This window comes from Mycobacterium sherrisii (assembly GCF_002102355.1).
Taxonomy (GTDB): Bacteria; Actinomycetota; Actinomycetes; order Mycobacteriales; family Mycobacteriaceae; genus Mycobacterium; species Mycobacterium sherrisii.
Window position 1 is genome coordinate 100,688 of sequence record NZ_LQPT01000072.1, and the last position, 26,212, is coordinate 126,899.

A 26,212-nucleotide genomic window follows, 5' to 3' on the forward strand; every position below is an offset into this window, starting at 1 on the left:
TCTAGATCCGCCGGATGACGGTCGGAGCAGAAATTTCAAGACCCAGCAAACGCCGCTACGGCACCCGCGTCCGGTGGCGTTTGTCGCGGGGCGGAACGCCGTTGACGCCGGCGATCGACTCGGCGTAATGGCCCACCGCGAACGCCACCCCAGAACCCATGATGGCCAACGCTTCCCGGTTGATGTTGTCGATCGTGTCCCGCGGGCTCTGGAAGTTGGGATCGAACCCCACTCCGACCTGGCCACCCCACAAGCGGGCCTGCACAGTGGTTTTCGGCTGTGACGCGCCGGTGCTCATGCCGCCGATCGGTATGCCCGCGATCATGAACGGGTGGTAGTCGGTCCGGATGCCCAACGGCATATCGGCGGGCCGCTTCCCGGCCAGGTTCAGATAGCCGGACAAGGTGCGCTCGATGCCGGCCGACCCGTCGGGCACATCACCAAAGGAGATTCCCGGTCCGGGCGGACCGGACTGATCGCCGTCGTCGGTGAAGAAGCCGGCGTTGGGCGAACCGAGCAGATTGAAGTCGAGGTACAGTGCGATGTCGTTGAGTTGCTGCTCGTTCAGGCCGAACACGTAGTCCAGCACCCCGTTGAGACCATCCTCGTCGGCCCCCCAGAACACGAAGCGCACCGCGTTGTTCACCGGTGCCAACGGGCCCAGCCGTAACGCGGTTTCCAGCACTGCGGCCACGCCGGATCCGTTGTCGTTGATGCCCGGTCCGGTGCGCGGTCCGTCCAGATGGGCGCCGACCACGATGACGTCTTTCGTCGAACCGGTCTTGGTCTGCGCCAGCACGTTTCGCGAGGTGACCTTGGCGTTCTCGGCGTCGAGCACCAGTCGTACCGGCGCGGTGCTCCGCGCTAGCGCACTGCCGCCGTAGCTGCCGACCACGGCGACGGGCATCGTCAACTGCTTGAAGTAGCCGGGGTTGAACAGGGTCGGCGGGGCGCCCTGACCGTTGGGCGCGCTGACCACGATCAGCGCCGCCGCACCCTTGGCCTTCGCACTGTTCTGCTTGTCGACCACCGAGCAGTGGGCGTCGTCGACGACGGCGATCGCGCCGGCGGGCAGCGTCGCCGGATAGTCGCCCGCCGCGCAACCGGACGGTTGCCGGGGGCGCACCGGCTGGCCGGTCAGACCGCCCGGCGGTGTCCGGACCAACAACGAGGCCTGGTCGACCGAGTAGTTGCTGCCGGCGATCGTCAACAACGGCTTGCCCGGTGACACCGCGTACAGCCGGTCGAACTGGGGCGTAGCCACGTCGAATCCGTTGTTCCGCAGGGCATTTGCCACATACTCGACGCTAGCGTCGTAGCCCGGTGTCCCCTCGGCGCGGTTCCCCTTGTTGGCGTTGGCGATCTCCTGCAGCGCGCGCAGGTGGGCGAACATGCCGTCCGCGGTGACCTTGGTCGCCAGGCCACGGCCCAGATCGGGTGCCGCCGCGGGCGGCGCCGGACGGGGCGAGGCGCATCCGGCCAGCAGCCCGATCAGTACTAGCGCCGAGCCCCACCGTCGGATCATGGCTTCGCAAGCACGTGCCGGGTGCGGTCCGCGAGGACGGGAACCCCGTTTCGCCCGTTGAGGTCCTGGGCATACAGCGCCACCACATACGCGACGCCGGCGCCGTTGATGCCCAGTGCGGTGCGGTCGATGTGGTCGAGGGTGTCGGTCTTTTTGTGATAGTTGGGATCGAACGGTTCGTCCGCCGTCCCGCCCCACAACTTGGCCTGCTCGACCGACTTCTTGATCTCCGCGCCGGAGAACAATCCGCCCGCCGGAATGCCGGCCAGGGTGAATCCGTCGTAGTCCGAACGTCCATCGAAGGAGGTGTCCTGGGCTGACTTGCCCGCCGACTTCAGGTAGCTTACGAACGTTCGTTCGATGCCGGCCGAGCCTTCGGGCACCACCGGCTGGCCTCGGGCCTCGGCCGGCAGGGACTGGTCGCCGTCATAGGTGAAGTAGCCGGGGTTCGGGGAGGCGAGCATGTCGAAATTCAGGTACAGCGCAATGTGTTTGAGGTCGTCGAGGTTCAGCGATTCGACGTAGTTGCGGGATCCGATCAGACCCAGTTCCTCGGCGCCCCAGAAGCCGAACCGCACCGCGTTGTGCACCTGCGGTGAGTTTCCCAGCTGCACGGCGGTTTCCAGGACCGCGGCCACACCCGAGCCGTTATCGTTTATGCCCGGCCCCTCGGGCACGCTGTCCACATGCGCACCCGCCATCACCACGTCGTCGGTCGATCCGGTCTTGGTCTGTGCGATGACGTTGCGGGCCTTGAAATCCTGACTGTGCGCGTCCAGCTTGATGGTGGTCGGACCCGGCCGGGCCTTCAGCTGGATGCCGACCGACTTGGTCACGCCCAGGACGGGGATCTTCACGTCGGTGTTCGCCCCGAGGGTTCCGCCCATGTGCTCCTCGTCGACGTTGTCGGCGACGATCATCGCGACGGCGCCGCGCTGTGCCGCGGCCGCTTCCTTCTGGGCGAACGGGCAGGTGCCGCGATCGACCAGGGCCACCGCGCCCTTGATGGCCGGGTTGTCGTAATCCGAGGCCGCACAGCCCAGGCCGTTGCCCCCGGATACCACCAGCAGTGGTCCGCCCACCCCGTCGGGGCCGGTGCCGAGGCTGTACTCGAGGGCTCGCGCCTCGATGGTGTTGCCGCCGACCGTGACCGTCGGCTTCTCGGCATGAAAGACGCGCGCCGAAAACTCCGGAGTTTGCACGTCAAAACCACTGTTGCGCAACGTCGTTGCAATGTAGTCGATACTGGCTTCGTAACCGGGGGTGCCGACCGCCCGGGTGCCGTTATTGGCGTTGGCGATGTCTTGCAGCTTCGTCAGGTGCACCATCATGGCGTCGGCGGTGACCTTGTTGTGCAGCGCGCCGGCGAACTCGGCCGCCGCGAGGTCGCCGGCCGGCTGCGAGGTCGCCGACCGATGGGAGCAGCCGCTGGACACCACGGCAACGCTGACCGCGGCAAGCAACGCCGCCAGCGCTCGGGATTTGTTCACCATTGCGCCTAAGGTTAGACGCTTCACACATACAGGCCGCTGAATGGGGCAAACGGAATGTTGCGCACCACAAACCAAACCGCGACCAACGTCAGCACCACCGCGGCTGACCAGCGCTGGTGCTGCCAGCTGCGGATGCGCCGGCCCGTCACACGACCGTAGGCCCACACCACATACGCCCAGACCAGCAGCGCGACCGCGGCCAAGCCCAACGCGTTGAACCTGGCGGCGGCCAGCAGATCGCCGTGCAGCAGCGAATACAGCATGCGCATGCTGCCGCAGCCGGGACAGTCGATACCGAGCAGCGCTTTGGTGGGACACACCGGCAGGGGCCCGCCCGGTGTGGTCGGATCACCCAGCCAGATCGCGGCACACACCACCGTGGCAACCCCGGCGACCAGCAGCGGCGCGCCGAGTCCAACCGAAACCTGCCCCTGGCGCATGACCGCGAGCGTAGCCCGGTTTTCAGCGCATCGCGGCCAGCGCAGCCGATGTCGAGTTATCGGCGGTCAGCGCGATGATTCCCAGCACGATCGCGTAGAGGACGGCGCCGACGACCGCGGCGATGACCGACCACTTCACCCACTTCTTGGCGGCGTCAGCGGCCGCCTGCGCCTCGGCGTACTGGCCCTGCGCCCACAACCCGCTCACCTGAGAGGATTTGACGATGGCAACGATGCCCAATGGCAGGCAGCAAAACAGCGTCGCCAAAATCGACCACACCAAGTAGTTATCCGGCGGCTGGCCGGCGGGCGGCTGCTGCGGCGGATAACCGGGAGACGGCGGTTGAGCAGTCATGGAAACTCCAGTCCCGAGAAGTTAGCTGGCGCGAAACGGTGCTTACCATACCTGAGCTCGACGCGGCGGGCGACAAGTCGGGAAAATCCTTTTTTTGTGTGGCTTCGGGCTTGATCGCATGGCCGGGCCCGCCGTGGCCAGAGTCCGAGATTCGGAACGAACTCTGATGTCCACACACGGTTTTCAACGCGGTACCGCAACAAACACCGGCCCACCAAAAAAGATGCTTATAACGACAATTTCCAACGGATTGTTTTGGCCGACGCCCTACAGTCGAGGAATGGGTTACCTAGCGAAGACGGCACGGGCGGGGGCCGCGCTGGTGGCCGGCTTCGCGATGGCGACGGCCGGACCGGCGGCGGCGGATCCCAGCACCGGCAACGCGGCGGACATCAACACGCTGGCCGGGGCGCTGTCGAAGGGGTACGGGCTGAACAACTGCACCGCCCAGCCGGTTCCGCGCGGTGCGCTGGCGTACCTGCAGTGTGGGCGGAGCCCCGACCCGAGCGGGCCGATGCTGGCCAAGTATTTCCTGTTCGGCGGCGACGATCTGGCCAGCTCGTTCAATGCCCTGATCGGCGGCGATGCCCTGGGCAATTGCGCAGACAAAGCTTCGCCCGCGCCCTGGCATCAGGGCAGCTCGACCGCCAGCGCGGGGCTCGTGGCGTGCGGAACATTTCAAAATCATGCCGAGATCATCTGGACCAACACCGCCAAGAACATGCTGGGCGTGATCCGCGCCGCCGGGCCCGACGTCCCCTCGCTTTACCAATGGTGGCGGAATAACGGTTGACCAACCCGAATTGATGCCGATGCAAATGGTATTCGACGGAATGGGTTGCGTCCGGGGGGTTTATCCCTACGATCATTCTCACCGCACGAATATCGCCAGCGCGGTCCGCCGAGCGGTTCAACTATTTTCAGGAGTTGACGATGCCTTACTTCCCCAACACGCTGCGGGTCGCGACCATCGCCGCATTCGCCGCCGGCTTTTGCTGCCTTGGCACCGCAACCGCGACAGCGGATACCACCGGTAGTTCATCCGACGTCAATACATTGGCCAGTTCGCTCGCCAAGGGTTACGGACTCAACAATTGCGAGTCGGCAGAATTGACGGGCGCGGAAATTGTGGAGCTGCATTGCGGGCAAAATCCCGACCCGAACGGACCGGCCTCCGCGGTCTATCAGCTCTTCAAGAGCGGTAACGACCTGAGTGGCGCGTACGCCAGCAACCTCAAGGACGTGACGCTCGCGTCGTGCAGCGGCAGCGGCAGCTCGGCACCGGGCCCGTGGCATCAAGGTAGCGCCGAGCAGGCCGGCGGCCAGATGGCATGCGGGACGTACCAGGGTGTCAGTCTGGTGCTGTGGACCGTCGACGGCAAGAACGTGTTGGGGTCCATCTTCTCCAAGGCGGGCGTCCCCTCGCTGTACAAGTGGTGGCAGGCCAGCGCCTGACCGGGACCCTGCCGGGTAGTTAAACGCCGAGCTTCTCCAATTGCGCGACAACCAGATCGGCAACCGCGCGCATCCCTGCGGCGTTGGGATGTAGCGGCGCGGGCTTACCCGGCAGCGGCACAACGAATTTCGCCGGTGTGGTCGTCCACGGCTCGGCCGACCAGGCGTGGTGATCTCGGCTCGCGGCGGCCGCCCCGACGACCTCGCAACCGGTTGCCGCAGCCGCCCGGGCGGTGAGGTTCGCCAGTTCGCCGGCGACGTGGCGGCCGACGTCGGCATCGGCGTCCGATAGCGGCGGTGCGGCCATCCCCGCGGGCGGCAACATCGTGAGGTAATCGACGAAGAACACCCGCGCGCGCGGAGCCCGGTCGCACACGGCTTTTCCTACGGCACACAGCGAATCGAACGCGTCCGCCAGTGCTTGGTCACGGGCCTCCCGGTCGAGCAGTTGCGCTATCCGTCCGCCCACCACGGGCAGCCACCGAGCCGGCCGCGGCAGCGCCGCCGCCATCAGCAGCGGGACATAGCCGACGTCGTTGCCGCCGATCGTGACGGTGACCACCGCCTCCGAGCCGTCCAACGCGGTGATCTGCGGCGGCGCGTGGTGTTGAGGTTCGGTCAGGATGTGGGCGGTGGTGGCACCGGAGAACGTCACATCGACCAGCTCGAAGTTCATCCGGTCGGCGACCAGATGCGGGTAGTTGCGGGCCGAGCGGCCCGACCACCGTGGCGCGTCCTTTGCCTGGGGCCGGATGCCCGGACCGGCGGCCATCGAACTGCCAAGTGCTACATACCGTTTCGGCGTTTTCCCCGCAGGCCCCGTCGGTTCGCTCATCGTCGGCGTGTGATCAGCGCTGCGGGCTGGACGCTTGGGCCCAGAATCGCTTGGGGATCCGTCCGGCGCCTCGGGCCAGATGGCCCGCGGTGACGGCGGCCGCCATCGCGGCTGCCATCGCGGGCGGATCGGCAGCCCGGGTCACGGCGCTGGCCAACAGCACCGCGTCACACCCCAACTCCATGGCCAGCGCGGCATCACTGGCGGTGCCGATGCCGGCGTCGAGTACCACCGGGATCCCCGCCCGGGCGACGATCATCTCGATGTTGTGCGGGTTGGTGATTCCCAAGCCGGTTCCGATCGGCGAACCCAACGGCATCACCGCCGCGCAGCCGGTGTCCTCGAGCCGCCGCGCCAGCGCCGGATCGTCGTTGGTGTACGGCAGCACGGTGAATCCGTCGTCGACCAATTGCTCTGCCGCCCGGACCAATTCGACCGCGTCGGGTAGCAGGGTGCGTTCGTCGGCGATCACCTCGAGCTTGACCCAGTTGGTGTCGAGGGCCTCGCGCGCCAGCTGGGCGGTGAGCACCGCTTCGGCGGCGCTGCGGCACCCGGCGGTGTTGGGCAGCGGGGTGATGTTGAGCCGGCTGAGCAGATCGAGCAGGCCGGTACCACCGTCGGCGTCGACGCGGCGCATCGCGACGGTGGTCAGTTCGGTGCCCGAGGCGACCAGCGCCGCCTCCAACACGGCCAGGTTCGTCGCTCCCCCGGTGCCCATGATCAGCCGCGACGCAAAGGTGCGGTCCGCGATCGTCAACTTGGAATCAGCCACCCTGCACCGCCGTCACTATCTCAAGCCGAGCACCATCGGAAAGTGTTGTCGTCCAACTGGATCGCGGAAGCACCGCGTCGTTCACCGCCACCGCGATGCCCCGTTCTGGAAAGCCCATCGACTGCAGCAACCCGGCCACCGTGGTCTGCCCGTCGACCTCGACCGCCTGTTCGTTGACCATGACGATCACGAGGCCGCTCCGACCGGGGCGAGTTCGGCAAGGATCTGTTCGGCGGTCCACGGCGCCAGCAGGAAGCCCGACCGGCCGTGCCCGGCCGCCACCAGGGTGCGTTCGTCCAGGCGTCCTACGACGGGCAGATTATCCGGTGTCATGGGGCGCAGCCCGGCCGCGCACTCGGCCAACTCGTATTCACCCAGCGCCGGCACCACCGCACAGGCGTCGTCCAGCAGGTCGCGCACGCCGGACACCACCGGGGCGGTGTCGCGGCCGTGCTCATACTGCGTCGCACCGACCACCACCCCGTCCGGGCGCGGCACCACGTACACCTGGCGGCCGTGCACGCGGGCGCGAACGACTCTGCGCAGCAAAGGCATACACCCCTTGCGCCAGCGCAGCCGCAGCACCTCGCCCTTGACCGGATGCACGGCCAGCCCGGGCCACAGCGTCGGCGCGTCGATGCCGTTGGCGATCACCACCGCGTCGCCGCGCACCCGCGACAGTTCGTCGGCCGGCGGCGCCCACCGCACGCCGAGACGCTCGCAGTCCGCCTCCAGCGCGTCCACCACTGCCCGGTTGTCCACGGCCATTTCGGTGGGTGCCCGAAAACCATGTCGGATGCCTTGCGCCAGCAACGGTTCGACGTCACAGGCCGCCGACTCCCAGATCACCGGGTGGCCCTGGCCGTCCAGCCACTCCGCGACCGTGCGTAGGTCGGCCACGTCGGCCCGGTCGACAGCAACGACCAGCGACTCCCGCGCGGTGATCACCCCCGGCGGCAGCCCATCGAGGTAGCCGCCCTCGTGCCACAGCCGTAGCGACTCCAGGCCTAACCGCAACAAATGCTCTTCGCCCGGCCAGCCTTCGCTGTGCGGCGCCAGCATGCCGCCGGCCACCCAGGACGCGCCACGCACGCCGGTGCGATGCACTCGCACCGACCAGCCGGCCTGCGCCGCCCGGCGCGCCACGGACAGCCCGATGACACCGCCGCCGATGACGGCCAGCGTCTGTTCGCCTGAAATCATCCTCAGCTCCCTTCGCCGGCATGATCCGGATCAGGTGTGACGGTAAGGGCAGGTCCGGCGGCTCCGGTTGTGCCCACTCTCAGCCCCGCATCACCCGGGACTCCCGTGTCTCTAGTTGTTCGGGTACTACGCTAGCGCGCTAGCGTCACGGTGTGCATCCACGTGTTACCCGACTAACTTCCGCCAGACTGTATCTCTGTACCGATGCGCGGCGCGAACGCGGCGATTTGGCCGAGTTCGCCGATGCGGCGGTGGCCGGCGGAGTGGACATCATTCAGCTGCGCGACAAGGGGTCGATCGGTGAGCAGCGGTTCGGACCGCTCGAGGCCCGCGACGAGTTGGCCGCCTGCGAGATCCTCGCCGACGCGGCCCGTCGGCACGGCGCCCTGTTCGCCGTCAACGACCGCGCCGACATCGCCCGCGCCGCCGGCGCCGACGTGCTGCACCTGGGTCAGGGCGACCTGCCGCCGGCGGTGGCCCGCGACATCGCCGGACCCGACACACTGATCGGCCTGTCCACGCACGACGCCGACCAGGTCGCTGCGGCCCAAGTTGGCATGGACGGCGACGTCGACTATTTCTGCGTGGGGCCGTGCTGGCCGACCCCGACCAAACCGGGCCGGAGCGCCCCGGGTCTGGGATTGCTGCGCACCGCCGCGCAGCGGACCTCCGGCGACGGCGACAAGCCGTGGTTCGCGATCGGGGGCATCGACGCGCAGCGGCTCCCCGACGTGCTGCAGGCCGGCGCCCGGCGCATCGTGGTGGTGCGGGCCATCACCGCGGCCGAGGACCCGCGGGCGGCCGCCGCACAGCTCAGGTCAGCGCTTCTAGCAGCGAGCTGATCCGCGGGCTCAGCTGCGAAGGCGACTCATCGGCATCACCGAGCATGCACCAGACGAAGACACCGGCTTCGATCTCGAGGGTGCGGGGCAGCTGCTGCCGGCGTTCGTCGGCGTGGTCCAGCGGCACCCGCGCCTGCGCGGTGCGCAGCCGTTGCCAGCTCGCCGCGAAGCCGGGATGCAGCGGCAGCTCGGCGACGTCGTCCTCGGCGACCCAACGCATTTCGGCGCTCTCCCGGTTGGGCACCGTGCGCAGCAACTCGCCGGCATCGGCGACGACGGTGGTGTAGCTCCAGTGGCTGCCGCCGCGGCCGGCGACTTCGGCGGTGACGACCGTGGCCCGCACGGTCAACCGCTCCGCGGGCAGACCGGCCTCCTCGTGAGCCTCGCGAACCGCGGTCTCTTCCGGGGTCTCGTGACTGTCCCGGGCACCGCCCGGCAAACCCCAGGTGCCCCCTTGATGGCTCCACACCGCCCGGTGTTGCAGCAGCACCGCGGGGGTGCCGTCGGGTCGGGGCGCCCGCAACAGCAGACCGGCCGCGCCGTACCGACCCCAATAGTGCGCGCCGCTGTCGGAGATCACCCATCCGTCGCCGTCGCCTTGCACGCGTTCAGGATATGCAGGCGATCACCGAAATTGGGTCCGCCTCCCCCCATCTGTCCCTACATGCTCTTAGAATTCGCTTATACACGTGGAAACAGCACACTCCGGTGGCCGAAAGATGAGGTCTGAACAGACGTGACGGTTGAGCTGGCGCATCCGTCGACCGAGCCGCTGGGGTCGCGGTCGCCGGGCGAACCGGCCCACCCCCGCTGGTGGTTCATCTCGACGACGCCCGGCCGCATCCTCACGATCGGCATCGTGCTGGCGGCGCTCGGTGTGTCGAGCGCCTTCGCCACGTCGACGACCATCAACCACCGCCAGCAGGTGCTGACCACCGTGCTCAACCACACCGAGCCGCTGGCGTTCGCAGCCGGCCGGCTCTACACCACGCTGTCGGTGGCGGACGCCGCGGCGGCCACCGCGTTCATCGCCCAGGCCGAGCCGTGGCCGGTGCGGCTGCGCTACGAGCAGGCCATCACCGACGCGGCGGTGGCCGTGACCCGCGCGTCGAGCGGGCTGACCGATGAACCCCTGGTGCAGTTGCTCGGCAAGATCAACGCCGAGCTGGCCGTCTATACCGGGTTGATCGAGATCGCGCGGACCAACAACCGGGAGGGCAACCCGGTGGGGTCGTCGTACCTGTCGGAAGCCTCCGGCCTGATGCAGTCGACGATCCTGCCCGACGCCGCACAGTTGTACCGGGCGACCTCGGAGCGAGTGGATACCGAAACCACTGCGTCGACGAATTTCCCGGCCCCGGTGATTTTGGTCGTCGCCACCACGGTGGCCTTCGGGCTGTTCTCGCATCGCTGGCTGGCCCGGCGGACCCGGCGCCGGATCAACCCCGGTCTGGTGGTCGGCGCGCTCGGTATTCTCGTCATGGTGGTCTGGGTCGGAACCGCGCTGACGATCTCCACGACCGCCAGTCGAAGCGCAAAGGACACGGCGGCCGCGTCGCTGAAGACCGTGACCAACGTGGCGATCACCGCCCAGCAGGCGCGAGCCGACGAAACGTTGTCGCTGATCCGCCGCGGCGACGAGCAGATCCGCAAACAATCGTTCTATCAACGCATCGACTACATGCACGAGCAGATCAACCAGTACATGGCCCGCAATGACGCCGTGGACAAAGCCGATCTGCAGGGCGCCGACGAGCTGCTGGTCCGGTGGCGCCAGGCCAACGACCGCATCAACTCCTACATTTCGGTCGGTAACTATCGTGCCGCCACCCAGATCGCGCTCGGCAGCGCCGAAGACGACTCCACCCCGGCGTTCGACAAGCTCGAGGATCAGCTGGGCAAGGCCATGACCCAGAGCCGCACCCATCTGCGCAACGACGTGGTGAACGCGCGCAGCGGGCTGTCCGGCGCACAGGTCGGGGGTGTGGTGCTCAGTCTCGGCGCCGCCGTGGCGGTTGCCCTGGGCCTGTGGCCGCGGCTGAAAGAGTATCGATAGTGAACGGCCCCCCGAGGGTCCGCCGGACGTGCGCCGTGCTCGCCGCGGCGGTGCTGGTGGCGGGTTGCGGGCATACCGAATCGCTGACCGTGGCCAGCGCGCCCACCCTGCCGCCGCCCACCCCGGTCGGCATGCAACAACTGCCGCCCGAGCCCCCGTTGCCGCCCGACGCCGCCGGCCAGGAGGACTGCGACGCCACCGCCAGCCTGCGGCCGTTCCCCACCAAGGCCGAGGCCGACGCCGCGGTGGCCAACATCCGCGCCCGCGGCCGGCTGATCGTCGGCCTCGACATCGGCAGCAACCTGTTCAGCTTCCGCGACCCGATCACCGGCGAGATCACCGGTTTCGACGTCGATATCGCCGGCGAGATCGCGCGTGACATCTTCGGTGCGCCGTCGCATGTCGAGTACCGGATCCTGTCGTCGGACGAGCGCATCACCGCCTTGCAGCACTCCGAGGTCGACGTCGTCGTCAAGACCATGACCATCACCTGCGACCGCCGCAAACTGGTCAACTTCTCCACCGTCTACCTCGACGCCAATCAGCGCATCCTGGCGCCGCGCGATTCCCCGATCGCGAAGGTGGGCGACCTGTCCGGCAAGCGGGTCTGCGTGGCCCGGGGCACCACGTCGTTGCACCGCATCCGGCAGATTTCGCCGCCGCCGGTCATCGTGTCGGTGGTGAATTGGGCCGACTGCCTGGTGGCCATGCAGCAACGGGAGATCGACGCCGTCAGCACCGACGACTCGATCCTGGCCGGCCTGGTCGAAGAAGACCCCTACCTGCACATCGTCGGACCGAACATGGCCACCCAGCCCTACGGCATCGGGATCAATCTGGACAACACGGGACTCGTACGATTCGTCAACGGCACACTGGAGCGGATCCGCCGCGACGGCACCTGGAACACGTTGTACCGCAAATGGTTAACGGTTCTGGGTCCGGCGCCGGCGCCCCCGGTACCGAGGTATGTGGACTGATGTCTGAAACCGACCACGACGCCGAGGACACCGATCCCGGCACCCAGGACGCGCAAACCGGTGCGACGACGGGCCGCGTCCACGCCACCCAGGCGCTGTTCCGTCCCGACTGGGACGACGATGACGACGACGACCTGCCGCACATCACGCTGGGCAACCTGAACGCCGAACCGCAAGACCGGATGACGGTCGCGACCCGGGTGCTGCCGCCCACCAGGCAGCTCGGTGGCGGGCTGGTGGAGATCCCGCGGGAGCGCGACATCGATCCGCTCGAAGCCCTGATGACCAATCCCGTGGTGCCGGAGAGCAAGCGGTTCTGCTGGAACTGCGGCAAGCCGGTGGGCCGAACGGGGACCGAGGGCAAGGGCGCCTCAGAGGGCAAGTGCCCGTCGTGCGGAAGCCCGTATTCGTTCTTGCCGCAGCTGAACGCCGGTGACATCGTCGCCAACCAGTACGAGGTGAAGGGCTGCATCGCGCACGGGGGGCTGGGCTGGGTGTACCTGGCCGTCGACCACAACGTCAACGACCGGCCGGTGGTGCTCAAAGGCCTGGTGCATTCCGGTGACGCCGAGGCGCAGGCGATCGCGATGGCCGAACGGCAATTCCTCGCCGAGGTCGTCCACCCGCAGATCGTGCAGATCTTCAACTTCGTCGAGCACACCGATCGGCACGGCGACCCGGTCGGCTACATCGTCATGGAGTACATCGGCGGTCGGTCGCTCAAGCGGGGCAAGAAGGACAAGAAGCTGCCCGTCGCCGAGGCCATCGCCTACCTGCTGGAGATCCTGCCCGCGCTGAGCTACCTGCATTCGATCGGCTTGGTCTACAACGACCTCAAGCCGGAGAACATCATGCTCACCGAGGAGCAGCTGAAGCTGATCGACCTGGGCGCCGTCTCGCGGGTGAACTCGTTCGGTTACCTCTACGGCACGCCGGGCTACCAGGCGCCGGAGATCGTGCGCACCGGGCCGACGATCGCCACCGACATCTACACGGTGGGGCGCACGCTGGCCGCGCTGACGTTGAACCTGCGCACGCGCAACGGGCGCTACGTCGACGGGCTGCCCGAAGACGATCCGGTGTTGGCCACCTACGACTCATTCGGCCGGCTGCTGCGCCGGGCGATCGACCCCGATCCGCGGCGCCGGTTCACCTCCGCCGAGGAGATGTCCACCCAGTTGATGGGCGTGCTGCGCGAGGTCGTCGCCCAGGACACCGGGGTGCCACGCCCGGGGTTGTCGACGTTGTTCAGCCCCAGCCGGTCCACCTTCGGCGTGGATCTGTCGGTCGCGCACACCGATGTCTACCTCGACGGGCAGGTGCACTCGGAGAAGCTGACCGCCCGCGAGATCGTGACCGCCCTCTCGGTACCGCTGGTCGATCCGACCGACGTCGCCGCCCCGGTGCTGCAGGCCACCGTGCTGTCGCAGCCGGTGCAGACCCTGGACTCGTTGCGCGCGGCGCGGCACGGATCGCTGGCCGCCGAGGGCATCGACGTCTCGGAGTCGGTCGAGCTGCCGCTGATGGAGGTCCGCGCGCTGCTCGACCTCGGTGATGTGGCCAAGGCGACCCGCAAGCTCGACGACCTGGCCGAGCGGGTGGGCTGGCGCTGGCGGCTGGTCTGGTTCCGGGCCGTCGCCGAATTGCTTACCGGCGACTACGATTCCGCGATCAAGCATTTCACCGAGGTGCTCGACATCTTTCCCGGCGAGTTGGCGCCGAAGCTGGCCCTGGCCGCCACCGGGGAACTGGCCGGCAACGTCGACGTGAACAAGTTCTACGAAACGGTGTGGCGCACCAACGACGGCGTGATCTCGGCGGCGTTCGGGTTGGCCAGAACCCTCTCGGCAGCCGGAGATCGAATACGTGCGGTGCGCACACTCGACGAGGTACCGCCGACGTCGCGACATTTCACCACCGCCCGGCTGACCAGTGCGGTGACCCTGCTGTCCGGCCGGTCGACCAGCGAGATCACCGAGGAGCAGATCCGTGACGCCGCACGGCGAGTCGAGGCGCTGCCGCCCACCGAGCCGCGGGTACTGCAGATCCGCGCGCTGGTGCTGGGCGCCGCGATGGACTGGCTCGAGGACAACCAGGCCAGCACCAACCACATTCTCGGCTTCCCGTTCACCGAGCACGGGTTACGGCTGGGCGTCGAGGCTTCGCTGCGCAGCCTGGCCCGGGTGGCGCCCACGCAGCGGCATCGCTACACGCTGGTCGACATGGCCAACAAGGTTCGCCCCACCAGCACCTTCTAGCTTCGTGCGTCGGCGTGTGAATCGTCGGCGTTGAGTGTGCGCCTGCGGCGGCGACACGCAGGGCGGACCCGCCGCAGGTACACACTCAAAACCGTTGCTGCACAGTCGAAGCGGCCAGAGCATCGCGGACACGGCGCACGATCGCGGCGGGCCGGTCTTCGGCCACCACCCGCACGATCGTCCAACCCAACTGCTCGAGGGTTTCCAGCCGGCGAATGTCCTTGAGATATTGCCGACGATCCGTTTGATGGTGGTCGCCGTCGTATTCCACCGCGACCATGCAGTCCTCCCAGCCTAGGTCGAGATAGGCCACCGGCATGCCGTCGACCCCGACGACCGGTATCTGGGTCTGCGGCCGCGGCAGCCCCGCATCGATGAGCAGCAAACGCAGATAGCTCTCGCGCGGCGATTGAGCACCCGCGTCGACCAGCTCCAGCGCTGATTCGAGCCGACGCAACCCCGGCGAGCGCGGGTGATCTGTCGCGACGCGAAGTGCGTCGTCGACTTTGAAACCCGTTGCCTGCGCCAGGGCGTCCAACCGCACCACCGCCGAACGGATGGCCCCGCGACGACCGATGTCGAAGGCCGTTCGCTCCGGCGTCGTCACCCGAAGTCCTGCGATCACCTGAATCTCGTTGTCCAACAGCGTGTCCCGGCGGGTTACTATGCCACGCGGGGTACGCGTGCTGGCATGTAACAGCTCGACCGGGACGCCGTCGGGGATCCACTTGCTGCCGTGCCAGGCGGCCGCGGCGGCCCCGGCGACGATACCGCGCCGTTTCGACCACAGCCAGGCGGCGACGATGCGCACTTGCAGTGACGCCTCGACGTGCCTGGGCAGATATACGTTGGGAAACACCGCGCGGTAACGCGTGCGCAGTTGATGGCGGTTCAGCGCCCCGGCCGCCAATGCTTCACTGCCAATGAACGGTTGACTGAGCTCCCACATGACGGGAACTCTCGCACAGCGAGCCCGGCCGTGAATTCCGTTGTGCACAGGGGCGTTGAGTGTGCGTGTGTGGTGGGGACACGCCGGCACACCCCACCGTGGACGCGCACTCAACGCCACGAATGCACACTCAACAGGCGGGTCAGCCGGCCAGCAGGTTCGCGCAGTCGCGGGCAATGGCGAGTTCTTCGTTCGTCGGGACCATCAGCACGGCGATCGGCGAATCGTCGGCAGAGATCCGCTGCGCACGCTTGCCTGCCGACAGATTGCGCCCCTCGTCGAGCACGATGCCCAGCCGCTCCAGCCCCGCCATCGCGTCGCGCCGCACCGCCGCATCGTTTTCGCCGATGCCCCCGGTGAAGGTGATGACATCGGTGTTGCCCAGCACCGCCAGGTAGGCCCCGATATACTTGCGCAGCCGGTGAATGAACACGTCATAGGCCAATTGCGCTGCGCCGTCGCCGGATTCGATCATCGCTCGCAACTTGCGAAAATCACGCTCACCGGCCAGACCCCAGACCCCAGAGCGATTGTTGAGCATCGACTCGATGGCATCGACGTCCATGTGCGCGGTGCGCCACAGGTAGCTGATCACCCCCGGGTCGATGTCGCCGCTGCGGGTGCCCATCACCAGCCCCTCCAACGGGGTCAGCCCCATCGAGGTATCCACCGGTCGGCCGCCGGCGATCGCGGAGGCCGAAGCGCCGTTGCCCAGGTGCAGCACGATCTGGTTCAGCTCGTCCAACGGTTGATGCAGGAACGCAGCGGCTTGCGCGCTCACGTATTCGTGCGACGTGCCGTGAAACCCGTAGCGGCGGATGTGGTACCGCTCGGCCAGGTCCCGGTCCATCGCATAGGTCGCGGCAGCGGGCGGCAGGCGGTGAAAGTACGCGGTGTCGAACACCGCGATGTGGGCCACGGCCGGCAGCAGTTTGCGCGCCACCTTGATGCCCTGAATCGCCGGGGGGTTGTGCAGCGGGGCGAGCTGCGACAGCTTCTCGAGGTCGGCAATCCGCGCATCGTCGATGAGCGTCGGTCGATAGAACTCGTTGCCGCCGTGCACCACCCGGTGCCCGACGGCCAGCAGCGCGCCCGGCTTCAGGTCAACTCCGGATTCGGCCATCTGCTCGAACGCCAAGCGCAACGCCTCCTCGTGGGAGGCCACCCGTGATGACGGCTCACCGATCTGCTGGATGCCGCCGCCCGCCTGCGCCACGCCGGATTTCGGCTCGACCAGCTGGTACTTCAGCGACGATGATCCCGAATTGATCACCAGCACAGGACGATTGGCGTGATCAGTCATCGCCGTCGCCCTGCGACTGAATCGCGGTGATGGCAATCGTGTTGACGATGTCCTCGACCAGCGCACCGCGGGACAAATCGTTCACCGGTTTGCGCAGCCCTTGCAGCACCGGTCCGATCGCGATGGCCCCGGCACTGCGCTGCACCGCCTTGTAGGTGTTGTTGCCGGTGTTGAGATCGGGAAAAATCAGCACCGTGGCATGACCGGCCACCGGCGAGCCGCGCAGTTTGGTGGCGGCCACCGACGGCTCGATCGCGGCGTCATACTGGATCGGCCCCTCCACCAGCAGATCCGGCTGCCGCGAACGAACCAATTCCGTTGCCGTTCTGACCTTGTCGACGTCGGCGCCACTGCCCGAATCCCCAGTGGAATAGGACAGCATCGCCACCTTCGGCTCGATCCCAAACCGCGCGGCGGTGCGCGCCGAGCTGATCGCGATATCGGCGAGCTGTTCGGGTGTCGGATCCGGGACGATCGCACAGTCGCCGTAGGCGAGCACCCGGTCGGGCAAACACATCAGGAAGATGCTGGAGACCGTCGAGACATCCGGGACGGTCCTGATGATCTCCAGAGCCGGGCGCACCGTGTGCGCGGTGGTGTGGGCGGCACCGGAAACCATTCCGTCGACCATGCCGTTGTAGACCAGCATGGTGCCGAAATACGAGACATCGTGCATGATCTCGTGGGCCTGCTCGATGGTGACGCCTTTGGCCTTGCGCAACTCGGCGTATTGGCCGGCGAACTGCTTGCACAGGTCCTCGTCGTACGGGTCGATGATCGTGGCGTCGTGCAGGTCGACGCCGAGTTCGCCGGCGCGCAACCGGATTCGACCTTCGTCGCCCAGAATCGTCAGGTCGGCGATGCGCCGCTTCAGCACCCGTCCAGCCGCCTTGAGGATCCGGTCGTCGTCCCCCTCGGGCAGCACGATGTGTCTGCGGTCGGCGCGGGCCTGCTGGGTCAACCGATGGGTGAACATCTGGGGTGTGGTCACCGTCGGGATCGGAATCGCAAGCTGGGCAAGCAGATCGGCGATGTCGACGTGACGCTCCATCAACTCCACCGCGGTATCGATCTTGCGCTGCGAGTCGGCCGTGACCCGCCCCCGCGCCACGAAGGCGGCGCTGGCCGTGTCGTAGGTGCCCAACTCGTTTCCGATGATCGGCAGCCGCAGCCGCAGCCCGGCGACCAGCGCCGCAATCGAGGGATGCAGCTCGAATCCGCCGTTGAGCACGATGCAGGACAACGATGGAAACCCTTCGGCCGCATGGGCACTCGCGGCGGCGAGCACGACGTCGGAGCGATCTCCCGGGGTGATCACCGCCATGCCGTCGCGCAACCGCTCCAGCACGTGGTCGGCTGTCATCCCGGCCACCAGCACGCCCATCACCTCACGCGCGACCAGTTCGGCGTCACCGCTGATCAGCGTCCCGCGGACGGCTTGACGCAGCTCCTCCACGGTCGGCGCCGCGAGCAGCGGTTCGTCGGGCAGCACATAGCTGGGCGGATCGAATCTGCCCAGCGCCTCCGCGACCACCCCCATCTCGGCGGGCTCACACCGGCTGGCCACCACCGCCGCGGTGTGCGCACGCTGCGCGGCCAGTTCGGCCAGTGACACCTCGACGACCGTCGCGATCTGCTCGGCCGAACGCCCCTTCGCGCGCACCGCCAGCAAGACGGGGGCGCCGAGATTGACCGCGATGCGGGCATTGACCGAAAGTTCGGCGGGCGCGGTGACGTCGGTGTAGTCGCTGCCGACGATCACCACCGCGTCGCAGGACTGCGCCATGGCGTGATACGCGTCGACGATGTTGGCGATCGCGGTGTCGAGGTCGGCGTGGATGTCCTGGTAGGTGACGCCCACGCACTGTTCGTAGGACAGCTCCGCGGTGGTGCGCGTGAGCAGCAGCTCCAGGATGTAGTCACGCTCCTCTGGCGAGGCGCTGCCGCCGGAAACGCGCGTAATCGGCCGGAACACACCGACTTTGGCGACCGTCGCGGTCAATCGATTCAGTAATCCCAACGCGATCGTCGATTTGCCGGTCTCCGGCTCGGGCGCCGCGATATAGATCGCCGAAGCGGTCGGCGCGGTGTCAGGCAAGTCGCCGCAACCTGGGCGCCAGATCCTTTTCAAAGAGTTCGAGGAACCGGCGCTGATCGTGTCCGGGTGCGTGGAAGACCAAGTGGTTAAGCCCCCACTGCACGTACTGCCCGACCTTTTCGACGGCCTCGTCGGGGTCCGAAGCGACGATCCACCGCTTGGCGACCTGCTCGATCGGCAGCTCGTCGGCGGCCTTCTCCATCTCCAGCGGGTCGTGGATGCTGGTCTTCTGTTCGGCCGTCAACGACAGCGGCGCCCAGAACCGGGTGTTCTCCAGTGCGAGGTCGGGATCGGTGTCGTAGGAGATCTTGATCTCGATCATCCGGTCGATGTCGTCGGGATTCTTGCCCGCGGCCTCGGCGCCCTCCCTCATCGCGGGAATGAGCTTGTCTTTGTACAGTTCCTCGCCCTTGCCGGAGGTGCAGATGAAGCCGTCGCCGGCCCGTCCGGCGTACTTGGCGACCTGCGGCCCGCCGGCCGCAATGTAGATGGGGATGCCGCCCTCGGGCACGTCGTAGATCGACGCGCCCTTGGTGTGGTAGTACTCGCCTTCGAAGTCGACCCGGTCACCCAGCCACAGCTCACGCATCAGCCGCACCGATTCGCGGAGCCGCGCGTAACGCTCCTTGAATTCCGGCCATTCGCCCTCGTATCCGGTGGCGATCTCGTTGAGCGATTCGCCGGTGCCGACACCCAGGAAGATCCGGCCCGGGTAGAGACAGCCCATCGTGGCAAACGCCTGCGCGATCACGGCGGGGTTGTAACGGAACGTCGGGGTGAGCACCGACGTCCCCAGCAGCAGTCTTTCGGTGCGCTCGCCGACAGCGGTCATCCAGGCGAGCGAGAACGGGGCGTGCCCGCCCTCGTGCCGCCACGGCTGGAAATGATCACTGACGGTGGCGCTGTCCATGCCGTGTGCTTCGGCGGCCACGGCTAGTTCGACGAGCTCACGCGGAGCAAATTGTTCGGCGGACGCCTTGTATCCAAGCTTCAGTTCGGCCACTCGTTCTTTCTACTCCATATGTTGTCACCGGCGACCCGCGACGTCCAAGGCCGCGACGCAGCACGCCCGGCTTTGCCGCGATCGCGATCGCCTTAGACTCGCGCGCATGGGACCGGCTCCGGAACTCGTCCAAGTAACCGACACCGTGCATCTTGCCCGGGGTGAAGCCGTCAACTGGACGCTGGTGACCGACAACACCGGCGTGCTGCTGATCGACGCCGGCTATCCCGGCGACCGCGGGGCCGTGCTGTCCTCGTTGAATCGGCTCGGCTACGGCCCCGGCGACGTGCGCGCCATCCTGTTGACGCACGCCCACATCGACCACCTGGGCACCGCCATCTGGTTTGCCGCCCAGCACGGCACGCCGGTCTACTGCCACGCCGACGAAGTCGGGCACGCCAAGCGCGAATACCTCGAGCAGGTGGCGGTCACCGATCTGGCGCTACGGATTTGGCGGCCGCGATGGGCCGTCTGGATCGCGCACGTGGTCCGTAGCGGCGGCCTGGTTCGCGACGGAATCCCGACGGCCAAGCCGCTGACGCCCGAGGTCGCCGCGGCGCTGCCCGGGCACCCGCGAGCCGTCTTCAGCCCCGGCCACACCCACGGTCATTGCTCGTATCTGGTCGACGGCGTGCTGGTCAGTGGGGACGCGTTGATCACCGGGCACCCGCTGATCCGGCACGACGGCCCGCAGCTGCTGCCGGCGATCTTCAGTTACAGCCAGCAGGACTGCATTCGCACCCTGTCGGCGCTGGCGCTGTTGGAGACCGAGGTGCTGGCACCCGGACATGGCCCGCTGTGGCGCGGCCCGATCCGCGAAGCCACGCATGCGGCGCTGACGAAGGCGGGCGTGCGGTGACGGTCGCCAAATCGATCGCGCTGTTCGTGTTGGCGGCGCTGTTCGAGATCGGCGGCGCCTGGCTGGTGTGGCAGGGCGTCCGCGAACACCGCGGCTGGTTGTGGGCGGGCTGGGGCATGATCGCCCTCGGCGGCTATGGCTTCGTCGCCACCTTGCAGCCCGATCCGCACTTCGGCCGGGTGTTGGCCGCGTACGGGGGCGTATTCGTGGCGGGCTCGCTGTTGTGGGGCATGGGGTTTGACGGGTTCCGTCCCGACCGCTGGGACGTCGCCGGCGCGTTGATCTGCCTGCTAGGCGTGGCGGTGATCATGTACGCTCCGCGAACTCGTTGAGCCCCAGGTGATCTCGCAGCGTCTCACCGCCGTATTCGCTGCGGTAGGCCCCGCGTTCCTGCAGTAGCGGAACCACACGATCGACGAACTCGTCGAGGCCGTGCGGTGTCAGATGCGGCACCAGGATGAACCCGTCGCAGGCGTCGGCCTGGATGTATTCGTCGATCTCGGTGGCGATCCGGCTGGCCGTGCCGACGAACTGCTCCCGGGTGGTGACGGCGATGATGAGCTCGCGGATCGAGAGGTTTTCCGCCTCGGCGCGTTGGCGCCAGCGGCCGGCGACTGCGACGGGGTCGACGTGGCGCACCCGGCCCTGGGTGATGTCGCTGTCGACGACGGGATCGAACTCGGGCAGCGGGCCGTCCGGGTCGAGATCGCCGAGCTCACGCCCCCACACCTGTTCGAGCATCGCGATCGCGGTGGCGCCGCTGACCTGCTGGTGGCGAATGTGGCGCGCCTTGTCCTGCGCCTCGCCGTCGGAATCGCCCAAGACGAAGGTCGCCGCCGGAAAAACCTTGAGCTGGTTGGGGTCTCGGCCAGCAGCCGCGGCCCGGCCCTTGACGTCGGCGTAATAGCGCTGGCCGTCGGACAGCGACCCGTGCAACGTGAACAACGCGTCGGCATACCGCGCGCCGAACGCCCGGCCCTCGTCGGAATCGCCGGCCTGCAACAGGATTGGGTGCCCCTGCGGGCCCGCCGGCAGGGTCGCGAAACCGCGCACGTCGAACTGCGGCCCCCGATGCTCGACCGGGCGAATGCCGGACGGGTCAACGTAGGTTCCGCCCGCGACGTCGGCCAGCACCGCGCCGGGCTGCCAGCTGTCCCAAAATTCGCGCGCGAGGGTGACGAACTCCTCGGCCCGCCGGTACCGGTCGGCGTGACTCAGAAAACCCCCGCGACGGAAGTTCGCGCCGGTAAAGGCGTCCGAGGAAGTGACGATGTTCCAGCCGGCGCGGCCACCGGACAGATGGTCCAGGGTGGCGAATTGCCTTGCTACTTCAAACGGTTCGTTGAATGTGGTGTTGATCGTTCCGGTCAGCCCGATCCGGTCGGTGACCCCGGCCAGAGCCGACAGGACGGTGAAGGTGTCCGGCCGGCCGACGACGTCGAGATCGTAGATGCGCCCGCGATGCTCGCGCAGCCGCAGCCCCTCGGCCAGGAAGAAGAAATCGAACAAGCCACGCTCGGCGGTGCGGGCAAGGTGGACGAAGGAGTCGAATTCGATCTGGCTGCCGGCACTGGGATCGGTCCACACCGTAGTGTTGTTGACGCCGGGAAAGTGGGCAGCCAGATGAATCGGCTTGCGCCGCTGCCCTTCTCGGATGCTCACGCGGTCAACCCCCATTCCCGCGCGATCAGCTGGTGCGAGCGCAGCCGGTCCTCGTGGCGATGGGTCACCGAAGTTATGACCAGCTCATCGGCACCGGTGACCCGCTGCAGCGCCGCCAACCGCTCTGCGACATCGCCCGCCGTGCCCACGAATTGCGTTGCCACCCGGTCCTTTACCAGGTCCAGTTGGTCCTCGGTCAGCGGCGGGCATTCTCCGGGCTTCGGGTAGGGCATGGCGCCGACCCCGGTGCGGATCGAATAGACCCAGTGACCGTACCCGGCGGCCAACCCTTTGGCGGTGGCGGTGTCGTCGGCGACGACGATGTCGGCCGACACCACCACGTAGGGCCGCTGCAGCGCTGCCGACGGCACGAACGTGTCGCGATAGGCCTCGATCGCTTCCAGGGCGGTGGCCGGCGTGATGTGATAGCTCGCCACAAACGGCAACCCCCGCGCCCCGGCAACGCGTGCGCTTTGCCCTCGGGTGCTGCCAAAGACCCAGGGCCGCAAGCTACTTCCTTCCCCCGGCACCGCGTGTACGTCGAATTTGCCGGAGCGGTAGGTGCCGTCGAGCAGGGCCAGGATGTCGTCGACCTGCTCGGCAAAGTCCGGTGAGACCGCCTCCGGTTGCTGCAACAGCCCCATGGTGGCCTGTAGCTGCTCGAGGTCGAGCATCCCGCGCAGGTCGAACGGGGTCGGGATGACGACGCCGTCCACCTCGTGCCAGACCCGCGGCGGGCGCGGTTCGCGCGGCGTCTTCGGCTTGTGTTGTTCGGCGCGGCGCTGCCCGGATCGGCCCACTCCCAGATCGATGCGCCCCGGGTAGAAAGCCTCGAGCATGCCGAAACTTTCGACCACCGCGATGGCGGTGGTATAGCCGAGCTGGACGGCCGCGGCACCGACCCGAATCGTGTTGGTAGCAGCGGCGATCTGTCCGATCAACACCGCCGGCGCGGCGCTGGCGACGGCCACGAAGTGGTGTTCGGCCACCCAGTAACGCCGAAAGCCCCAGGCCTCGGCGCGTTGGGCCAACTCGATCGTGTTGCGCAGCGCCGTCGCGGCGTCGCTTCCCGCGCTGATCGGCGCGAGGTCCAGGACCGACAGCGGCACGTTCATCGGTCCACCGCCGCATACCGGTTGGGTGCCACCGGCAGGCCGAGCCGGGAACGCAGCGTCTCGCCCTCCCGGTAAGTGGTTCGGAAGCGGCCCGCCCGCTGCAACAGCGGCACCACCTGGTCAACGATGGCCGGCAGATCGGTGGCGTTGACGGCCGGACGCAGCCGAGCACCGTGGATGCCGAGGCGCTGCCAACCCAACAGCAGATCCACCAGATCCGCGGGTGTCCCGGTGAAATTCAGCGCGTCGGAACGGGGATCACCGTCGCCGCCGAACGACACGAGCACGTCGGCGAACACTTTCAACTTGGAGCCGCCTGCGGCCGCCACCTCCTTGAGAATGCTGCGCAGTGAGCCGTCATCCTTCGGCGTGATGAACACGAGATCGGCGCTGGCCGCGGCGAATTCGTAGACCGGACCGAGATGGGCCAGGACCGCCACCACCGGCTGGCCTTGCGGCGGGCGGGGCGTGATGGACGGGCCCTTCACCGAGAAGAACTTGCCGGCAAAGTCGATGTAATGCAGTTTGTCGACGTCGACATAGCGGCCGGTGGCCACGTCGCGGACGACCGCGTCGTCCTCCCAGCTGTCCCACAACCGGCGCACCACCTCGACGTAGTCGGCGGCCTCCGCGAACAGATCGGCCCCGGCGACATCGCGCCGGCCGAACAGTGCCGCCTCGTGCGCGGTCGAGCTGACTCTCGGCTGCCAGCCCGCCCGACCGTGCGAGACATAGTCCAGTGTCGCAATGGATTTGGAGATGTGGAATGGCTCGGTATGGGTCACCGTGGCCACCGGGATCAGGCCGATGTGGCGGGTCGCGGGGGCGATGCGGGCCGCGACCATGGCGGCGTCGCCGCGGCCGGCCAACCGCCGGGGGTCGATTTGCTCGCGACGCCCCGGTTGCGGCATCAGGCTGTCGTCGACGGTGAGGAAGTCGAACAGGCCGCGCTCGGCGGTAGCCGCGAGGCCGGCCCAATATCTGCCGCTGAGCACCGGTGGCGCGTCCGGCTGGGCCGCCAGGGTCGCCCGCCAGGCCTGGGGATCCCAGCCGTACCCGTCCAGCGCGACGGCCAGATGCACCGCAGTGCTCATGCAAGCCGCTTTTCGAATGCGATCGGGAAGACGGGGGCATCGGATTGCCGCGGCGCGTCCAACCGGGTGTAGCCGGTGGCCGCGTACAGCTCCTCGGCTTCGGGCTGCCGGTCGCCGGTCATCAGGTAAATCTTCTTGTAGCCGCGGGTGGCGATTTCGGCCTCGAGTTCGGTCAGCAACGCCATTGCGTAGCCGCGGCGGCGATGCTCACGGTCGGTCCAGATGCGTTTGAGTTCTGCCGTTTCGGCGTCGAGTCGGCGGAAACCGCCGCCGGTGACGGGCCGTCCGTCCAGCAGTCCTATCAGCATTCCCCCGTCCGGTGGCGAGAATTCGTCGGCAGGGTTGTCCTTCAGCCATGCCAGCACTTCGGGCGCGGGGCGCTCGTATCGCTGCGCGTACTCCTGCGCCAACTCCGTGAGCAGCGGCTGGGCCAGCGCGTCCTCCAATGTCGCGGGCACGAACTCAAGCGAACTCACCTTCACTTCACCTCTAACACTTATCCCGCGAATGCATTCCGGGCCCGTGCGGATCGCCGGATCGCGTCGCCGTGAGGTATCGGGGCGAAAACCCGTCGTCGACAGAAAAGCCCGACCAGTGCGCACCCATCCCGAGCATGGCGAACACATCGGCGACGGCCTGGTCGGCGGTCTCCCAACCCCGTTCGCCCAGATACTGCGGAACAGGCCGGAATTCTCCCCGATACGTCAGCCCGGCCAGGTCCGCATCCAGACCGAACCGTTCCCACGGGGCCCAGCCGGGCAGATGATCACCGGCGAACCGACTCCCCGTCGGACTGGCCGCGCTGACCTCGTCCAGGAATCGGTTCTGCGCGTCGGGCCGCAGGAATCCGCCGAGCAACGTTTCCGCGATCCACACCGTGGGTTGCGCCGCGTCGTATCCGACCCGGCGCAGGGCGGTCAACCAATCGGCCCGCAGATCGACTCCGACCGCGCGGCGGTGGGCGTTGAGGTCGGCGCGCAGGTGCTGCAGCACGGCGGTCTTGAAGTCGATGATGTCGGGCTGATCAAGTTCGTACAGCGTCGTGTTCGGCGGCCACCACAATCGGTAGGGCCGGGTGTCCAGCCCGGAGCCAAGGATCACCACCTGGCGGATGCCGGCGCGCCCGGCGGCGGCCAGGAAATCGTCGAAGAATCGGGTTTGCACGCCGTACAGGGTGATCAGAGCGCTCGCGAGGGCATCGTGGATGCCATGGTCGGCGTATCGCCGGTCGTCGATTATCCGGGTCAATGCCGGCACGCCCGCGGCGCGTACCAAGGCCTCGGCGAGCGGATCGTTGATCAGACCCGCGCTGGTCGCCAGCGCTCGCACGGCGGCGCCGAACGTCGCCGTCAACCCCACGCCGCTGTCGGGGCCCCACGTATCGTCGGCTGTCCGGGCCATCCGCCCTCAAACGTCGTTGGAGCGGCGCCGCTGGGTCAGCCTGACGCCGGCCCGCCAACCCAACAAGAACACGGCCGTCACGGTCGCGGCGACCGCGACGAAACTCGTCGCCACACCGGCGGCGCTGGCCTTGCGCAGCACCATGCCGATCACGACGGTGCACAGCCAGATAACCACGCCGGTAGGGATCAGCGCGGTGGGGCGTCGCCAGGCCCGTGCTGCCAGCCAACCGACGATGGTGCCGGTGAGAAAGGGCCAGGCCGTCGTGGCGAGACCGGTGATGGTGAGGCCTTCGTCGTGACTGCGGCGTCCCGCGGCGCAGAACACCAGGACGCAGCACACGTCCGTGAAAAAGTAGCCCAGCCACCCCAGCCGCTGCATGCAGCGAGAGTACCGGGCAGCCGGAATTGTTGACCCCCACCACGGGGTGAACCTACATTCGTCGAAAATGAATGTTCATTCAACGACCAGCTCGCCCCGCGGACGTCGGCGGCAGCCCGACGATGGCAGGCTG

27 protein-coding genes are annotated in these 26,212 nt (G+C 67.7%); 8 read left to right on the top strand and 19 right to left on the bottom strand.

Translation table 11 applies throughout. From position 1 onward, the window contains the following. Positions 1-55: 55 nt before the first annotated feature. From AWC25_RS12565 to AWC25_RS12580, 4 genes are read right to left on the bottom strand one after another with little or no spacing between them, the layout of a single operon-like run. Entirely contained in the window at positions 56-1,525 is a 1,470-nt protein-coding gene (locus AWC25_RS12565; RefSeq protein ID WP_085166871.1) for a M28 family peptidase, read from the bottom strand. Then, positions 1,522-3,018: a M28 family metallopeptidase gene (locus AWC25_RS12570; protein WP_085166872.1), complete on the bottom strand. Its 1,497-nt coding sequence runs from the start codon at positions 3,016-3,018 to the stop codon at positions 1,522-1,524. The genes AWC25_RS12565 and AWC25_RS12570 overlap by 4 nt, the downstream gene beginning before the upstream one ends. Before the next feature lie 20 nt (positions 3,019-3,038). Next, complete coding sequence (locus AWC25_RS12575; protein WP_069401299.1) at positions 3,039-3,458, bottom strand: DUF2752 domain-containing protein; 420 nt, start codon at positions 3,456-3,458, stop codon at positions 3,039-3,041. Between the two features lie 22 nt (positions 3,459-3,480). Further along, positions 3,481-3,813: a CD225/dispanin family protein gene (locus AWC25_RS12580; protein WP_069401298.1), complete on the bottom strand. Its 333-nt coding sequence runs from the start codon at positions 3,811-3,813 to the stop codon at positions 3,481-3,483. A gap of 280 nt (positions 3,814-4,093) precedes the next feature. Between AWC25_RS12580 and AWC25_RS12585 the strand changes: the two genes are divergently transcribed. Further along, positions 4,094-4,606 carry a serine/threonine protein kinase gene (locus tag AWC25_RS12585; protein WP_069401297.1) on the top strand — a complete coding sequence of 171 codons (513 nt, stop codon included), beginning with the start codon at positions 4,094-4,096 and terminating at the stop codon, positions 4,604-4,606. A 140-nt stretch (positions 4,607-4,746) separates the two neighbouring features. Further along, complete coding sequence (locus tag AWC25_RS12590; RefSeq protein ID WP_085166873.1) at positions 4,747-5,268, top strand: hypothetical protein; 522 nt, start codon at positions 4,747-4,749, stop codon at positions 5,266-5,268. 19 nt (positions 5,269-5,287) lie between these two features. Here AWC25_RS12590 and AWC25_RS12595 read toward each other — a convergent pair whose 3' ends face one another. The 4 genes from AWC25_RS12595 to thiO are packed head-to-tail and all read right to left on the bottom strand — an operon-like array spanning position 5,288 to position 8,078. After that, the gene (locus AWC25_RS12595; RefSeq protein ID WP_069401296.1) at positions 5,288-6,103 is read right to left on the bottom strand and encodes an SGNH/GDSL hydrolase family protein; all 816 of its coding nucleotides are present in this window, start codon (positions 6,101-6,103) and stop codon (positions 5,288-5,290) included. A 13-nt stretch (positions 6,104-6,116) separates the two neighbouring features. Further along, a complete protein-coding gene (gene thiG, locus AWC25_RS12600) occupies positions 6,117-6,875 on the bottom strand; it encodes a thiazole synthase (protein ID WP_069401295.1) in 759 nt (252 codons plus the stop codon). Then, complete coding sequence (thiS, locus tag AWC25_RS12605; RefSeq protein ID WP_069401294.1) at positions 6,868-7,065, bottom strand: sulfur carrier protein ThiS; 198 nt, start codon at positions 7,063-7,065, stop codon at positions 6,868-6,870. Before thiS ends, thiG begins: the two co-directional genes overlap by 8 nt. After that, a complete protein-coding gene (gene thiO, locus AWC25_RS12610; RefSeq protein ID WP_069401293.1) occupies positions 7,062-8,078 on the bottom strand; it encodes a glycine oxidase ThiO in 1,017 nt (338 codons plus the stop codon). Before thiO ends, thiS begins: the two co-directional genes overlap by 4 nt. Before the next feature lie 152 nt (positions 8,079-8,230). Between thiO and thiE the strand changes: the two genes are divergently transcribed. Next, positions 8,231-8,920, top strand: coding sequence for a thiamine phosphate synthase (thiE, locus tag AWC25_RS12615; protein ID WP_069401292.1), 690 nt, complete (start codon positions 8,231-8,233; stop codon positions 8,918-8,920). Here the strand turns inward: thiE and AWC25_RS12620 are convergent. Continuing rightward, positions 8,892-9,524: an NUDIX hydrolase gene (locus AWC25_RS12620; RefSeq protein ID WP_069401291.1), complete on the bottom strand. Its 633-nt coding sequence runs from the start codon at positions 9,522-9,524 to the stop codon at positions 8,892-8,894. The two genes, thiE and AWC25_RS12620, sit on opposite strands and share 29 nt — an antisense overlap. 132 nt (positions 9,525-9,656) lie before the next feature. On the opposite strand from AWC25_RS12620, the gene glnX reads away from it, so the two are divergent. From glnX to AWC25_RS12635, 3 genes are read left to right on the top strand one after another with little or no spacing between them, the layout of a single operon-like run. After that, the gene (gene glnX / locus AWC25_RS12625) at positions 9,657-10,976 is read left to right on the top strand and encodes a protein kinase G-activating protein GlnX (protein WP_069401290.1); all 1,320 of its coding nucleotides are present in this window, start codon (positions 9,657-9,659) and stop codon (positions 10,974-10,976) included. Then, complete coding sequence (locus AWC25_RS12630; RefSeq protein ID WP_142278810.1) at positions 10,976-11,956, top strand: glutamate ABC transporter substrate-binding protein; 981 nt, start codon at positions 10,976-10,978, stop codon at positions 11,954-11,956. Before glnX ends, AWC25_RS12630 begins: the two co-directional genes overlap by 1 nt. Continuing rightward, positions 11,956-14,214, top strand: coding sequence for a serine/threonine-protein kinase PknG (locus tag AWC25_RS12635; RefSeq protein WP_069401288.1), 2,259 nt, complete (start codon positions 11,956-11,958; stop codon positions 14,212-14,214). The genes AWC25_RS12630 and AWC25_RS12635 overlap by 1 nt, the downstream gene beginning before the upstream one ends. A gap of 85 nt (positions 14,215-14,299) precedes the next feature. On the opposite strand, the gene AWC25_RS12640 is transcribed toward AWC25_RS12635, so the two are convergent. The 4 genes from AWC25_RS12640 to fgd form a co-directional block, all read right to left on the bottom strand. Continuing rightward, positions 14,300-15,163 (bottom strand): endonuclease domain-containing protein, encoded by an 864-nt coding sequence (locus tag AWC25_RS12640; protein ID WP_085166875.1) that lies wholly within the window; start codon positions 15,161-15,163, stop codon positions 14,300-14,302. 142 nt (positions 15,164-15,305) lie between these two features. Next, positions 15,306-16,466 (bottom strand): acetate kinase, encoded by a 1,161-nt coding sequence (locus AWC25_RS12645; protein WP_085166876.1) that lies wholly within the window; start codon positions 16,464-16,466, stop codon positions 15,306-15,308. After that, the gene (gene pta, locus AWC25_RS12650; RefSeq protein ID WP_085166877.1) at positions 16,459-18,564 is read right to left on the bottom strand and encodes a phosphate acetyltransferase; all 2,106 of its coding nucleotides are present in this window, start codon (positions 18,562-18,564) and stop codon (positions 16,459-16,461) included. Before pta ends, AWC25_RS12645 begins: the two co-directional genes overlap by 8 nt. Continuing rightward, positions 18,557-19,567, bottom strand: a complete 1,011-nt coding sequence (gene fgd, locus AWC25_RS12655) for a glucose-6-phosphate dehydrogenase (coenzyme-F420) (protein WP_069401284.1) — start codon at positions 19,565-19,567, stop codon at positions 18,557-18,559. Before fgd ends, pta begins: the two co-directional genes overlap by 8 nt. 106 nt (positions 19,568-19,673) lie before the next feature. On the opposite strand from fgd, the gene AWC25_RS12660 reads away from it, so the two are divergent. Next, positions 19,674-20,426, top strand: coding sequence for an MBL fold metallo-hydrolase (locus AWC25_RS12660; RefSeq protein WP_069401283.1), 753 nt, complete (start codon positions 19,674-19,676; stop codon positions 20,424-20,426). After that, the gene (locus AWC25_RS12665) at positions 20,423-20,758 is read left to right on the top strand and encodes a YnfA family protein (protein ID WP_069401282.1); all 336 of its coding nucleotides are present in this window, start codon (positions 20,423-20,425) and stop codon (positions 20,756-20,758) included. The genes AWC25_RS12660 and AWC25_RS12665 overlap by 4 nt, the downstream gene beginning before the upstream one ends. Here the strand turns inward: AWC25_RS12665 and AWC25_RS12670 are convergent. The 6 genes from AWC25_RS12670 to AWC25_RS12695 are packed head-to-tail and all read right to left on the bottom strand — an operon-like array spanning position 20,733 to position 26,079. Beyond that, complete coding sequence (locus AWC25_RS12670; protein ID WP_276048983.1) at positions 20,733-22,103, bottom strand: NtaA/DmoA family FMN-dependent monooxygenase; 1,371 nt, start codon at positions 22,101-22,103, stop codon at positions 20,733-20,735. The genes AWC25_RS12665 and AWC25_RS12670 overlap by 26 nt on opposite strands. Continuing rightward, on the bottom strand, positions 22,085-23,203 hold the full coding sequence (locus AWC25_RS12675; RefSeq protein WP_085166879.1) for an LLM class flavin-dependent oxidoreductase: 1,119 nt from the start codon (positions 23,201-23,203) through the stop codon (positions 22,085-22,087). The genes AWC25_RS12670 and AWC25_RS12675 overlap by 19 nt, the downstream gene beginning before the upstream one ends. Beyond that, positions 23,200-24,297, bottom strand: coding sequence for an LLM class flavin-dependent oxidoreductase (locus AWC25_RS12680; RefSeq protein ID WP_069401279.1), 1,098 nt, complete (start codon positions 24,295-24,297; stop codon positions 23,200-23,202). Before AWC25_RS12680 ends, AWC25_RS12675 begins: the two co-directional genes overlap by 4 nt. Next, entirely contained in the window at positions 24,294-24,773 is a 480-nt protein-coding gene (locus tag AWC25_RS12685; RefSeq protein WP_169717123.1) for a GNAT family N-acetyltransferase, read from the bottom strand. Before AWC25_RS12685 ends, AWC25_RS12680 begins: the two co-directional genes overlap by 4 nt. 13 nt (positions 24,774-24,786) lie before the next feature. Then, on the bottom strand, positions 24,787-25,698 hold the full coding sequence (locus tag AWC25_RS12690; protein ID WP_069401278.1) for an SAM-dependent methyltransferase: 912 nt from the start codon (positions 25,696-25,698) through the stop codon (positions 24,787-24,789). A 6-nt stretch (positions 25,699-25,704) separates the two neighbouring features. After that, positions 25,705-26,079, bottom strand: a complete 375-nt coding sequence (locus AWC25_RS12695) for a DUF3054 domain-containing protein (RefSeq protein WP_069401277.1) — start codon at positions 26,077-26,079, stop codon at positions 25,705-25,707. Positions 26,080-26,212: the final 133 nt, after the last annotated feature.